Raw genomic sequence first — 11,821 nt, forward strand, 5'->3', positions numbered from 1 at the left:
GTTCGCGCCGCTGCCTGCGAACGAAGGTCAGCCGCCGCGTCGATGTGCCTTGAGTGCGAATCGCGCCGGATCGAGTGCCTGCACGAGATCCCGTTCCGCCGGCAGCGGCTCGCCGTTCAGTTGCGCGGCCAGCAGTTCGGCACAGAACGGCGCCCATACGAGGCCGCGCGAACCGTAGCCGAGCAGGCCGTGCAAGCCGGGCAGGCGCGGCACATCGCGCAGGCGGCTGCCGGCGATTCCGGCCTGCTGATCCGGCAATGCACCGACCAGCGGCAGCCGGTCCGGCGATGCGCAACGGAATCCCACCCTGCCGGCAAGTGCCGCATTCGCCACCGTCCGGCCGGCCTTCGGCAGCAGTTGCGCCAGGCGCGCAAGATTCTGCGCATGGCTGTCCTGGCGGAGATGACGGTCGTCGTCGAAATCATAGGATGCGCCCACGCTGCACAGGCCGTCGACGGCGCGGGTCAGGTAGCCCTCTCCCGACACCACGACCGGCAGGTCCGGCAGCGACCGGGCAGGCAGGTGACTGACCTGTCCCCGGATCGCTGTCAGGGGCAGCTTGTCTGTCTGAGGGAAGGACCTTGCATAAGTTCCATTGGCAAGAATGACGACCGGCGCTTCGGCGATCGTCGTTCCTTCGGCGCCGGTGACGCGCCATTGGTCATTCGTACGGGTAAGCACGGTTGCGCTGCATGCGAAGCGGTGTCGGATACCTTCGCCTCCGGCGGCAAGCATCGCATCGCACAAGCTCGGCGGCCGGACCCAGCCGCCCTCTGGAAACAGCCAGCCGCCGTGAGACGGCTCGCCGTCGAGGAGTGCGGAGACGGCTGCCCCGTCCAGCCAGCGCACGTAGTTCGCCGGATACCGGTGCAGCATTGCGGTCCGGTATTGGTCTTGTGCATCGGCGGTGTCCGCGGCGAGTTGCAGTACGCCGCATGCCTCGCCGTCGAATGCCGTACCGATGCCGCCGAGATAGCGCCAGTAGCCCAGTGCGAACAGATAGGCGGCCCGCGCCAGGCGCGCACCGGGATTGTCGTCCTTGGCTAGGAGCGGCTTGACGATGCCGGCGAGGTTGCCGGACGCCTCCTGTCCGGGCCGGTCATGCCGCTCGATCAGCGTGACCAGCCAGCCGCGCGCGGCGAGTCGCTCACAGGCGGCGCTGCCGGCAAGGCCGGCGCCGATGATGATCGCTTCGCGTTGGGGTGCCGGCATGCCTGCCTGCGCTATCTGCCGGCGGGGCGCGTATTCCGCGACGACGCCCTGTTTGCCGTCGGGCAGGGGAAACGGCGCGCAACGAAAACCGGCCTGAACCAGGGCAGCCCGTGCCGTGTCGGACAGGTCGCCGGTGCCGGCCAGCACCGCCCCCTCCGCGGCCAGCCGGTCAAGCCGCGACAAGATCGATCCCTGTCCGGGTTGCCCCTCGATGGCCGGCGCGGAGTGCAGATAGAACGCATCTACCTGCGCATCGATCTTCGCCAGCCAGGAGGCGGCATCCGACAATATCAGGGTCAGCATGACGCGCCCGTCCGCCAGGAGCAGCCGGTGAAAGCCGGGCATGGGCGGCGGCCAGGCTGCACGCAACTGCGCCGACAACAGCGCAAACCCGGGCCAGCCCGCATGGACCTGGGCCAGATCGGACAGGCGGAAGGGATGGGGCTCGACCGCGAGGTAATGCAGCCGTCGCGGCGCTGCCGGGTCGTCCTGCCATGCCTTCCAGGTCGCAAGGAAATTGGCGCCGGCACCGAATCCGGCGTCGAGCACGGTAAAGCATTCGCGTCCGTGCCACCGTTGGGCTGCACGTGTCCCGGCCAGGAACAGATTATGGGCGCGCATCAATGCGCCATCCGCATGGACGGCATCGTTTGTCGGGGAGGCGGGAACCAGTGGCGTGGGGATCATCGGAAAGGTGTGTGGCGAGCCAGATCAAACGCAAATCGGCATGCGAAGAAGCATGCAATGATAATTGACTTGCACGATAATAGCGGCTTTCCATCATGACGCTCCGCCTGCCGCCAGGCCGGCATGCATCCCCGCTCAAGCCGTTTCCACCGACCACACATGAACAGTTCCGACAGCACCGCGAAGCCCGCTTACATCATCAAGGATTCAAAGATCCACGGCAAAGGCGCTTTTGCCACCCGCAAGATCCCGGAAGGTACGCTGATCGCCGAATACGAAGGCGAGCGCATCAGCTGGCAAAAAGCGGAAAAGCGGCATGCCGAAAAGGAAGGCAATTCCTCGCACACCTTTTTCTTCAGCCTGGAAAGCGGGCGCATCATCGATGGTGGCAGCGGCGGCAACGACGCACGCTGGATCAACCATTCCTGCGCGCCCAATTGCGAGGCGCGCGAGGAAAAGAAACGCATCTTCATTTATGCGCTGCGCGACATCAAGCGCGGCGAAGAACTCAACTACGACTACGGGCTGCAGCTCGAAGAGCGCCACACCGCCAAACTGAAGCGTACCTATGCCTGTCTTTGCGGCGCGAAGAACTGCCGCGGCACGATGCTCGCGCCGAAGCGCTGAACCATCGTCCGGCTGCCGCACTTACGGCATGCCGAACTGCCAGCCGAAAAAGACAACGAGCCCGACCAGGATGGTCAGCAACTGCCGTCCGGTGGCCGCACAGACGGCCACTGCAACAATCGACGCCACCAGTTGCGGGTTGCGCCAGTGAAGTTCGATGTCTCCACCCTGGGGCGCAAGAATCATCGGCACGATGATTGCGGTAAGCACCGTCACCGGGACGAAGCCGAGCGCCTCCTTCAACCAGGGCGGAAATACGATCCGGTCGCCGAGCAGGAAGATGGCGGCCTTGATGAAGATGGTCACCAACGCCATGCCGGCGATCATGATGGTATGGCTCATGCCCGCCCCCTCTCACCGATGCCGCCTTGCTGGCGCCAGCGCGTCAGGGTGATCCCGACAGCCACGCCGGCCAGAACCGCCGACAACAGCCCGAGCTTGTAGGGCAGGTCCCTCAGCAGGAAAGCAAAAGCGCCGGCTGCCAGCGCGGCACCCGCATGCGGCAGGCGCGACAATTGCGGCACGACGATGGCGATGAACGTAGCCACCATCGCAAAATCAAGCCCGAGCGATTGCAGTCCGGGAAACGCCGCGCCGAACAGCAGGCCAGCCAGGGTCCACACCTGCCAGTTGACATACATCGACAGGCCGGACCCGAGGAAATACCAATGGCCGAGCGGCGCCCCGGGATGCTGGCGGTAATAGCCGTTCATCACCGCGAAGGTTTCGTCGGTCAGCAGGAAACCGAGCGTGAAGCGCCAGCGGCCCGGCAGGTGGGCGACCTGCGGCAGCAGCGTGGCGGCGTAGAGCATGTGGCGCAGGTTGACGATCAGCGTGGTCAGCCAGATCACCAGCATGCCGGTGTGGCCGGCCACCAGGCCGACCGCGATGAACTGGCTGGAACCGGCATACACGCTCATGGACATCAGTTGTCCCTGCCAGGCGGCGAGCGGACCGGATGCCACCAGGGTGCCGAAAATCATGCCGAACGGCGCGGCGCCGATCAGCATCGGCAGGGTGTCGCGGGCGCCGGCGGCGGCGCTCGACCAGCGGGTGGAGTGAGGCATGGCGAATCCTTTCAAAGCGGCATGGTAATGGCCGCCCCGGCAGGATGCTTGTATGTTCTTGCGGCGACCCGGCCGGCGACGGAAAGTTGCTCAGGCGGCCTGCCAGTGCCCGGGACTGGCGCCATAGGCGCGCTTGAAATGGCGGGTGAAGTGGCTCTGGTCGGCAAATCCGGTCGCGGCGGCGACTTCCGCCACCGCCGTGCCCTGCCGCAGGAGGCCGAGCGCCCTGTTCAGGCGGAGCTGGTTGCGCCATGCATGCGGCGGCATGCCGACGGCGGCGGAGAACAGCCGTGCCGCATGGAACGGCGACAAGCCGACGGTGGCGGCCAGTTCAGACAGGGTGAGGGCTTGCGTCAGGTCTTCCGCCATCCTCGCCTGCATCCTGGCGACGCGCACGCCGTCGCTTTGCAAGGGCTGCGGCTGCGGCCGTTCGCGCGCATGCCGTGACAGCAGCAAGGCGAAGGCGGCGGTCAATGCCGTATCGGCGCCCAGCATGTCCGCCCCCTCTTCCAGCATGCGATGCGCGGTTGCCAGCATGGCCGCGGTTTCCGGATCGACGATCGCATCATCGGGCAGCCACGGCGCATCGACCCTGCGGCCGGCAATGTCACTGGCGAGTCCGCGCATCCATTCGACCGACGGGTAGAACGCGCGGTAGGCCCAGCCGTGTTCGCTGGCGCGTTCGCCGGTATGGATTTCGCCCGGGTTGATGGCGGCGATGCCCCCGACAGCGGCAAACCGCTTGCCGCCGCGGTAGCGATAGGTTTGCGCGCCGGCGCGGATGATCGGGATGGAATAGCTGTCATGCCAGTGCGGCGCGAACTCCTGCCCGTAATATTCTGCGGTCAGCAGTTCGGCATCGGGCAGCAGCGGGCTGCGCCAATAGACCGCGGTATCCCGGAACATCTGCGCCATTTAATACAGCGTCGCTTTGACGCGCCCCGGCAATTCCCTGTCGTATTGCTCGCGGTTGATGGCGGATGCGGTCAGGCTGTCGAGAATCTGTCCCGGCGTCGGCAGCGCCGACCGGTCGGCATGTCGCTCCGGGTTCCACAGGTCGGCCCTGACCACCGCACGGGAGCATTGGAAAAACACCGAATCGACCGAGATCAGCAGCACCACCTTCGGTGCCTTGCCATCGACTTCGTGCTGTTTTAGCAAGGCGGGGTCGGCGCTGATGGTTGCGCGTCCGTTGACCCGGAGGGTTTCACCCACGCCCGGGATGAGGAAGAGCAATGCCACCCGGGGATCATCGAGCAGGTTGCGCAGGCTGTCGATGCGGTTGTTGCCGCGCCGCTCCGGCAACAGCAATGTGTTTTCGTCCAGCACCCGGACGAACCCCGGGCCGTCGCCGCGGGGCGAACAATCCAGCCCGCCCGGCCCGGCCGTCGCCAGCGCGACGAAGGGCGACGCCTCGATCAGGGCACGGTAGTTGGCATCGATATGGCCGATTTCCTTGGCGATTGAAGCCTCTCCCGGCGTGCCGAACAGCGCCTCCAGCGAGGCCGGATCGGCGATATCGAAGGTCGGATCGGAATGACGCATGGTGCCCCCTTTGCAAGTGTCGTGACGGGATGGGCCATGCTGCTTGTGCCGGCATGCCGCCCCCTGCTATCGTAACCCGTTCGTCCCGTTTCTGGATTTTCATGCTCCGCATAAATATAACCATTCCGTCGCAAACGCTGGAATTGATCGATGATGCCGGCATTCCGCTGCGGCGCTATCCCGTCTCCACCGCGCTCAACGGTCCCGGCGAGCAGCGCGGGAGCAACTGCACGCCGCGCGGCAGTCACATCATCCGCGCGAAGATCGGCGCCGGCATGCCCTATGGCACGGTATTCATCGGACGCCGTCCGACCGGCGAGATCCATAGCGCCGAACTGGCGGCGCGGCAACCGGAACGCGACTGGATCCTGTCGCGCATACTCTGGCTGTCCGGCCGCCAGCCCGGATTCAACCGGCTTGGACCGGTCGATACGATGCGGCGCTATATCTATATCCACGGCTGCCCGGACGATGCGCCCATGGGCATTCCCCTGTCGCACGGATGCGTACGGATGCGCAATGCCGACATCATCGAGCTGTTCGACCTGGTCCCGGCGGGCACGCCGGTCGAAATATGCGTCTGAATGCCTGAAAGCCCTGTTACCGCTTGCTTTAAGTAGCGTTTCCTTACCATAATGCCGAGCAATATTGGCATGCCGAAATAAAACGATCGATAAAACGAGAAGCGGCATATTTCAACGGGAGGCCGGAGGCGTTATGGTGAAATTCCATTTTTCGATTCTGACGCGCAGCGGGCAAAAGCTCGACAGTCTTGCCATCATGGGCAGGGACAGGGACGAGGCGGAACGCAAGCTGCGACAGATGTACAGGGACTGCGAAGTGCTGCGCTGCGGGCTCAATCCCGCAGTCGAAAAGCGCTTCCGAACTGCGCCGGCGGAAGCCACATCCTGAGCCTGGCATCGAAATAAGCGCCTGCCGCTTCAGGCAAATACCCGCCGCGCCGCATCCACCAGCGTCTCGGACAACCGTTCCAGACGCGGCGACTGCACCTTCCAGCTATGCCAGTACAACGCGACATCCACTGACCGGCTGGGCGCCAGATCGACCAGTGCCCCGGTCGACATCAGCGTCCGCGCCTGCACCTCGGGCAGCATGCCCCAGCCCAATCCCAGCACGATGGCCTGCAGATACGGTTCCGACGCCGGCAGGTAGTGACAGGGATAGGCGTCCGGCGGCAAGCCAAAATGCCGCAGCACGAAATCCGACTGCAGCTTGTCCTTGCGATTGAACACCATCACCGGTGCGCGGCGAACCGCTTCCCGCCGCATCCCCCGTCCGAACCAGCGTTCCCGGAAGTCGGGCGACGCCATACAGCGGTAACGCATATTGCCCAGGGGCGCCGCCACGCAGCCGCGCATCGCATGCGGCTCGGTGGAAATACATCCGAGCGCCAGGCCGGCTTCGAGCAATGCGTGGGTATGGTCCTGATCATCCACCGTCACATCGAGGAGCACCTGCTCGCGGATCAGGAAACCGGCCAGCGCCGGCAGGAACCAGCTGCCGAGACTGTCCGCATTGACCGCGACGGCGATGGTGAGCGGAGCGCCAAGGTCGCTCGCCAGTTCCGCCTGCAGATCCTCCTCCAGCAGGCGGACCCGCCGCAGGTACTGCAGCAGCCGCTGTCCCTTCGGGGTCGATCTGCACGGCCTGCCCCGTACCACCAGCGGCGTGCCCAGCGACTCTTCCAGCGCGCGCACGCGCTGCGACACCGCCGACGGCGTCAGATGCAAGCGGAGCGCCGCCTGCTCGAAGCTGCCGCTGTCGAGTACCGCCAGCACCGCTTCGCATTGCCTGCTGTCGAGTTGCATTGCCTGTCTCCTTGATGAAGCAAAATTCAGCTTTGCTTAAATATATCAATTTTGCTTTATTCAATCCGCCATCGGCCCACAATGGCGTTTTCCATTGAGAGGTCGCCGGATGTTCGTTACGTACTACCTGAAAGGCCTCGGTCTCGGCGCCGGCCTGATCGTCGCCATCGGCTCGCAGAATGCCCACGTACTGCGGATGGGTTTGCTGCGCCGGCATGTCGGCCTGACGGTGCTGACCTGCATCATCTGCGAAACCCTGCTGATCGCTTCCGGCGTCGCCGGCATGGGCGCGTTGATCAGCGACAGTCCGTTCCTGCTCGCCGTCGCGCGTTGGGGCGGTGCGGCGTTTCTGATGTGGTACGGACTGCGCGCATGGCGGTCGTCCCTGTCGACAGGGACGCTGGCCGGCAACACGCAGGCTGTGGACACGAGCGCCGGACAGGCGCTGGCGGCGGTATTGGCCGTCACCCTGCTCAATCCGCATGTGTATCTCGATACCGTGATCCTGCTGGGTGCGGTCGGCGGCCAGCAGCCCGGCGACGGCAAGGCGTGGTTCGCGCTGGGGGCGATGAGTGCGGCGGTGGTCTGGTTTACGGCACTCGGCTATGGTGCGCGGCTGCTGTCGCCGTGGTTTGCCAAGCCGGTCACCTGGCGGGTGCTGGATGGAGTGATCGGGGTGGTGATGATCGGCTTGGCGACCGCGTTGGTGTTGTCGGATTGACAGAAAAATTTGGAGAGATACGCAAAGCCGGAGAAAGAGTGGCATGTTGAAAGGCGGCTTTTTCAGCTGTCTCACAAGCACGCACCAAACAGTATCCTTCGACAAGAGGAAGGATCGCTTCCGGAATGTTTGTGACCCAGCAGTTTTATCCCCGCCCTTCGAAATGCAGCACCACATCCCCCATCGAGCGCGCATCCGGCACGATCAGCGTCATCCCCCAGCCGGCGCCGGCCATCAGTACCGCAGTCACCGCGAAGGGAACGATGGTGCGGCGCACCGCCGTCTCCAGCCAGTGACGGGTTTCCAGTCCGCGCAGCCGCTTGTACAGGCTGGCGGCGAGCACGCCGTCCACCAGCAGTTCGGCAAACAGCAGGGGAGCGCCGGCCACGATCCAGACCGATGAAAAAAGCAGCAGGCCGAGCACGATGATGACACCCAGAGGGATTGCCAGCTCATCCGCTTCGGCCGCCGCGCCGAATGCATCGCCGACCGTGCCGCCGTCGAGCCGCAGCGGCGAAGCGTCGCCGGCCACCTCGAAGTTGCCGCTGGCGCCGCCGCCGTCGAAGGTGCCGCCCCGGCCGGCAAACGAAGGCGATGCCGTGCCGCCGCCATCCGGGATCAAACCGGAAATATCCGGCACGTCGGCATAATCCTCCGCCCTGCTTCTCAGCCATAGCCACAACAGGCCGAGGAAGGCGAGGTAGGCAATGCCGAACGCCGCCAGATAACGCAGCCACATTTCCTCCAGGCCCGCCCGCAGCATGCCATAAGACGCCACGAATCCGACCGCGCCGGTCAGCATGACCAGCAGGCACATCTGCAACCGCGGGAAGCCGTCGCGCTCCAGGCGGTGCCGGGCACGGCTGATTTCCAGCTCGCGGCGCAGCGGCTTCCGCATCAGGCCGCCTTGCCGGCACTGCGCAGTGCGTCGTTCAGCGCCGCTAGCAGTTCGCTCACGTCGTAGGGTTTGGCCAGCACGCGGACATCCGGCAAGTCCACCCGGCGTGCCGAATAACCCGTGGCGAGCACGACGCTGACATGCGGCCAGCGGGATTGCACGATACGGGCGAGGTCGATGCCGCCGATGGCGCCCGGCATGATGATGTCGGAAAACACCAGATCGAAGCGCGGCCCCGCATCGAGCATCGCCAGCGCTTCCTCGCCGTTCCGCACGGCGGTAACGCTGAAGCCTGCCGCTTGCAGGGCCGGACACACCACGTCCATGACCAGCGGATCGTCTTCCACGAACAGCACCCGCCCATTCGACGTTGCGGCGGGCGCCGTGCCCACGTCGCTCTTGGGCCGGGCGAACTCCTGCGTCGCCCGGGGAAGGTAGAGGACGACCGTGGTGCCCTGCCCCGGAACGCTGTGCAGGACCAGCGTTCCGCCGGTCTGCCTGGCGAATCCGTAGGCCTGAGGCAATCCCATGCCGGAACCCTTGCCAACCGCCTTGGTAGTGAAAAACGGGTCGACCGCGTGCGCCAGCACGTCCTGGGCCATGCCGGCGCCGGAGTCGGCCAGGGAAAGCCGCACATAGTCGCCGGCTGGCAGCTCGCCGCTTGCAAGGGTTTCATTGTGCGCCTCGAGAAGAAGCGTTCCGCCGTCGGGCATGGCATCGCGGGCGTTGATCGCAAGGTTCAGCAGCGCCAGTTCGAACTGCAGCGGATCCAGAGTGACCGGCCAGGTATCGCCAGCCACGTCGATGCGAAGATTGATGTTGCCGCGCAGGCCGCCCTTGAGCATCGGCACCATGGCGTCGATCTGCTGCGACAGGTCGACGGTTTCAAGACGCGCATCCTGCACCCGGCCGAATACCATGAGCTGGCGGGTCAGCTCGGCCGCCCGCTCGACGGCGCGCTGGCAGGCCTGCAGCGTCGATGTGGTTCGGGGATCCTTGGACGACAGGAGCACGACCTGCAGGCCGGTGCTGAGGGTTTGCAGGACGTTGTTGAAATCATGGGCGATGCCGCCGGTCAGCCGTCCAAGCGCTTCCAGCTTCTGCGCCTGCAGCAGCGCGCGCTGCGAGCGTTCCGCCACTGCGACCGCTTCGGCGACGCGCTGTTCGAGTTCCTGTTTTGCATTGTTGATTTCCGCGCCGGCCTGCACCATCGCCGCATTCACCGCATCCATTTCGACAATGCCGGATGTCGCAGGCGCCACCGGTTCGCCCCGCCCGAGCCGTTCCGCCGCCCGCCGCAGCCCTTCGATCGGCCTGGCCGTGGAACGACCTACGGCGAGCGCGCCGAGTACGGCCGAGCCGAGCAGCAACAGCGCAAGCGCCCCGACGGCTGCCGTCGCGTTGACCACCGCACGCTGGATCGAGGCTTTCGGCACGGCAACGACGAAGGTCCATTCCGAACTGGGTGCGCGGCTGAAATACCCGATGGAGGGAATGCCGTGGAGCGAAACGCCTTCATAAAAACCGCTGTTATCTGCCAGCTTCCTGACGAATTCATCCTGCACCTGCTTGCCGACATAGCGTTCCGGCTCCTTGCTGCGCGCCACCACCACGCCGTTGCGGTCGAGAATGGAACCGTGCCAGTCGGAAGGCATGTTCTGCCCTTCGAAGACCGATTGAAGCTGGCTGGCGAACGAGCCCATGGACAGGTAATACATGATGCGGCCGTCGATGATCACCGGCACCTGCACCGAGAAGCTATGGCTCTTGCCGATCGGCGCGAAATACAGGTTCGACATGATGGTGGCGTCCGGTCCGTAACGGCTGCGCAGGTCGGCATGGGACGCGGATTTCGGCAGCCCCGCCGTACCCGGCGGCAGGCGGGTATTCAGCAACTGCTGGCCGTTCGTATCGGCAAGCACGATGACGTTCTCCCAGCCACTCGCGACCGACTTTGCCTGGTCATAGAAGCTCTTCAGATCACCGGTTCGCAACGCCGAAGACAATGCCAGTACCTGCAGGATGGCCTCGCGCTTGGCGAACTCCTTGTCGAGCAGCAGGGCCCAGGCGCGCGTCGTCTCGCGCATGTTTTCATGCTGGGATTCGAGCGCTTCCTTGTAGACGTAGCCGATGCCCAGCGCTGCAGCGATGAATGCAGGAATCAGGACGGCAAGTACAAGCAGCAGAAGGCGGGACCGGATGTGCATCGACGATGGTTGTTTTTGGGCAGCCGATAGTCTACACGCGTGGCGGAATGTGTTGACGTCTACCCCCTGCTCAAGGAATGACGGTCCAGATCAGGCGCCGGATATCCAGTTCGAAGACGCGTGCATTGTCGACTTGTGTCTCCGCATCATTTTCCCGGCCGAGCACGATGCCGCCCGAGACGCGTATGCGATCATCCGCAGTTTTCCGGGCGACATGCCTGTAGAGCCATCCCGGCCCTTCCCCTGCGGTAGGCAATTCTTCGATGTGAAAATCGGTGGTGTCGAGCCGGAACACCTGGATGGATCCATAGCGGCGGCGGCCGTAATAGCCCAGTGATCCGATCAGATAAATAAAGTTGCCGATCAGGGTGGCACTGTGGAAATCCGTGGGCGGGAAATCCGCTTCCGGATAAGCGTAGATCGCGATCCGCCCGTCCGGATGGTGCACGAACACGTCGTTGTAGATGCAGAAGTCGGGATCGTAGCTGTCTTCATGCTCGCCGCCGACCTGAACGATGCGTCCGTCCGGCAGAAACGTGATCGACTGGCCGAAGCGCTTCGCGCACCAGACCGGTGAATCGGACTGGCCGGCGGCATTCCCGTATTGCCGGGCCGCTTCATAGGCGGTGACGCCGGCGCGGATCATGGCAATGCGGAACGGGGAGTCCTGGCGGTCGGGATTGCAGCGGCCGAAGCGGCGTTCACGCCCGTCAAGGAACTCCTCCGCCGCGACGTCCAGCAAATCGATATCGGGGTCGGGCGGCAGGCCGAGCACCGCACGGGTGCCCTCGTTCGACAACTGCGACGGATCCGCGCCGGCATCAAGCAGATGTTTCACCGCATCCCGGGTGCAGGCGTAGTTCAGGGCAGTCTGGCTGCCATTTATTGTGTCGGCTGCCGCGCCGGCGCGCAACAGCAGATCGACGGCAGTATCGTTGCCGTTTTCGGCGGCGGTCATCAGTGCCGTCATGCCGAAATCGTCGGTGTCTTCGAGCGGCGAGCCGATGTCGATCAGCCAGGCCAGCATT

At 64.7% G+C, this 11,821-nt stretch carries 13 protein-coding genes; 4 read left to right on the forward strand and 9 right to left on the reverse strand.

Annotation, left to right across the window (positions count from 1 at the left end):
- Window positions 1-27: 27 nt before the first annotated feature.
- A complete protein-coding gene (gene mnmC / locus VGU61_RS18125; protein ID WP_326860638.1) occupies window positions 28-1,899 on the reverse strand; it encodes a bifunctional tRNA (5-methylaminomethyl-2-thiouridine)(34)-methyltransferase MnmD/FAD-dependent 5-carboxymethylaminomethyl-2-thiouridine(34) oxidoreductase MnmC in 1,872 nt (623 codons plus the stop codon).
- Between the two features lie 159 nt (window positions 1,900-2,058).
- Here mnmC and VGU61_RS18130 point away from each other — a divergent pair, with 159 nt between their 5' ends.
- Window positions 2,059-2,526, forward strand: coding sequence for an SET domain-containing protein (locus VGU61_RS18130; RefSeq protein WP_326860640.1), 468 nt, complete (start codon window positions 2,059-2,061; stop codon window positions 2,524-2,526).
- 21 nt (window positions 2,527-2,547) lie between these two features.
- Here VGU61_RS18130 and VGU61_RS18135 read toward each other — a convergent pair whose 3' ends face one another.
- The 4 genes from VGU61_RS18135 to VGU61_RS18150 all read right to left on the reverse strand — a co-directional run bounded on the left by VGU61_RS18135 (window position 2,548) and on the right by VGU61_RS18150 (window position 5,138).
- The gene (locus VGU61_RS18135) at window positions 2,548-2,868 is read right to left on the reverse strand and encodes an AzlD domain-containing protein (RefSeq protein WP_326860641.1); all 321 of its coding nucleotides are present in this window, start codon (window positions 2,866-2,868) and stop codon (window positions 2,548-2,550) included.
- Window positions 2,865-3,593 carry an AzlC family ABC transporter permease gene (locus VGU61_RS18140; protein ID WP_326860642.1) on the reverse strand — a complete coding sequence of 243 codons (729 nt, stop codon included), beginning with the start codon at window positions 3,591-3,593 and terminating at the stop codon, window positions 2,865-2,867. The genes VGU61_RS18135 and VGU61_RS18140 overlap by 4 nt, the downstream gene beginning before the upstream one ends.
- 90 nt (window positions 3,594-3,683) lie before the next feature.
- On the reverse strand, window positions 3,684-4,508 hold the full coding sequence (locus VGU61_RS18145) for an AraC family transcriptional regulator (protein ID WP_326860643.1): 825 nt from the start codon (window positions 4,506-4,508) through the stop codon (window positions 3,684-3,686).
- Window positions 4,509-5,138 (reverse strand): pyridoxamine 5'-phosphate oxidase family protein, encoded by a 630-nt coding sequence (locus VGU61_RS18150; protein WP_326860644.1) that lies wholly within the window; start codon window positions 5,136-5,138, stop codon window positions 4,509-4,511.
- Between the two features lie 101 nt (window positions 5,139-5,239).
- Between VGU61_RS18150 and VGU61_RS18155 the strand changes: the two genes are divergently transcribed.
- Together VGU61_RS18155 and VGU61_RS18160 are read left to right on the forward strand one after the other, a co-directional pair.
- The gene (locus VGU61_RS18155) at window positions 5,240-5,722 is read left to right on the forward strand and encodes a L,D-transpeptidase (RefSeq protein ID WP_326860645.1); all 483 of its coding nucleotides are present in this window, start codon (window positions 5,240-5,242) and stop codon (window positions 5,720-5,722) included.
- 133 nt (window positions 5,723-5,855) lie between these two features.
- Window positions 5,856-6,050 (forward strand): hypothetical protein, encoded by a 195-nt coding sequence (locus tag VGU61_RS18160; protein ID WP_326860646.1) that lies wholly within the window; start codon window positions 5,856-5,858, stop codon window positions 6,048-6,050.
- Between the two features lie 29 nt (window positions 6,051-6,079).
- On the opposite strand, the gene VGU61_RS18165 is transcribed toward VGU61_RS18160, so the two are convergent.
- Window positions 6,080-6,967, reverse strand: coding sequence for a LysR family transcriptional regulator ArgP (locus tag VGU61_RS18165; RefSeq protein WP_326860647.1), 888 nt, complete (start codon window positions 6,965-6,967; stop codon window positions 6,080-6,082).
- Between the two features lie 109 nt (window positions 6,968-7,076).
- Here VGU61_RS18165 and VGU61_RS18170 point away from each other — a divergent pair, with 109 nt between their 5' ends.
- Window positions 7,077-7,688, forward strand: coding sequence for a LysE/ArgO family amino acid transporter (locus VGU61_RS18170; protein WP_326860649.1), 612 nt, complete (start codon window positions 7,077-7,079; stop codon window positions 7,686-7,688).
- A 145-nt stretch (window positions 7,689-7,833) separates the two neighbouring features.
- Here VGU61_RS18170 and VGU61_RS18175 read toward each other — a convergent pair whose 3' ends face one another.
- From VGU61_RS18175 to VGU61_RS18185, 3 genes are all read right to left on the reverse strand, one after another.
- Entirely contained in the window at window positions 7,834-8,586 is a 753-nt protein-coding gene (locus VGU61_RS18175) for a hypothetical protein (protein WP_326860650.1), read from the reverse strand.
- The gene (locus VGU61_RS18180; protein WP_326860651.1) at window positions 8,586-10,793 is read right to left on the reverse strand and encodes a hybrid sensor histidine kinase/response regulator; all 2,208 of its coding nucleotides are present in this window, start codon (window positions 10,791-10,793) and stop codon (window positions 8,586-8,588) included. The genes VGU61_RS18175 and VGU61_RS18180 overlap by 1 nt, the downstream gene beginning before the upstream one ends.
- Window positions 10,794-10,863: 70 nt before the next feature.
- Window positions 10,864-11,821, reverse strand: a 958-nt coding sequence (locus tag VGU61_RS18185) for an ankyrin repeat domain-containing protein (RefSeq protein WP_326860652.1), incomplete at its 5' end; no start/stop codon positions are given.

It is taken from the genome of Noviherbaspirillum sp. (assembly GCF_035944575.1).
In the GTDB taxonomy this organism is placed as follows: Bacteria; Pseudomonadota; Gammaproteobacteria; order Burkholderiales; family Burkholderiaceae_D; genus Noviherbaspirillum.

Excerpts from the sequence above, each read along its gene's own strand:
- VGU61_RS18130 (WP_326860640.1), top strand. The coding sequence starts at position 2,059 with ATGAACAGTTCCGACAGCACCGCGAAGCCCGCTTACATCATCAAGGAT.
- VGU61_RS18150 (WP_326860644.1), bottom strand. The coding sequence starts at position 5,138 with ATGCGTCATTCCGATCCGACCTTCGATATCGCCGATCCGGCCTCGCTG.
- VGU61_RS18160 (WP_326860646.1), top strand. The coding sequence starts at position 5,856 with ATGGTGAAATTCCATTTTTCGATTCTGACGCGCAGCGGGCAAAAGCTC.
- VGU61_RS18170 (WP_326860649.1), top strand. The coding sequence starts at position 7,077 with ATGTTCGTTACGTACTACCTGAAAGGCCTCGGTCTCGGCGCCGGCCTG.
- VGU61_RS18180 (WP_326860651.1), bottom strand. The coding sequence starts at position 10,793 with ATGCACATCCGGTCCCGCCTTCTGCTGCTTGTACTTGCCGTCCTGATT.
- VGU61_RS18135 (WP_326860641.1), bottom strand. The coding sequence starts at position 2,868 with ATGAGCCATACCATCATGATCGCCGGCATGGCGTTGGTGACCATCTTC.
- mnmC (WP_326860638.1), bottom strand. The coding sequence starts at position 1,899 with ATGATCCCCACGCCACTGGTTCCCGCCTCCCCGACAAACGATGCCGTC.
- VGU61_RS18140 (WP_326860642.1), bottom strand. The coding sequence starts at position 3,593 with ATGCCTCACTCCACCCGCTGGTCGAGCGCCGCCGCCGGCGCCCGCGAC.
- VGU61_RS18145 (WP_326860643.1), bottom strand. The coding sequence starts at position 4,508 with ATGGCGCAGATGTTCCGGGATACCGCGGTCTATTGGCGCAGCCCGCTG.
- VGU61_RS18175 (WP_326860650.1), bottom strand. The coding sequence starts at position 8,586 with ATGCGGAAGCCGCTGCGCCGCGAGCTGGAAATCAGCCGTGCCCGGCAC.
- VGU61_RS18155 (WP_326860645.1), top strand. The coding sequence starts at position 5,240 with ATGCTCCGCATAAATATAACCATTCCGTCGCAAACGCTGGAATTGATC.
- VGU61_RS18165 (WP_326860647.1), bottom strand. The coding sequence starts at position 6,967 with ATGCAACTCGACAGCAGGCAATGCGAAGCGGTGCTGGCGGTACTCGAC.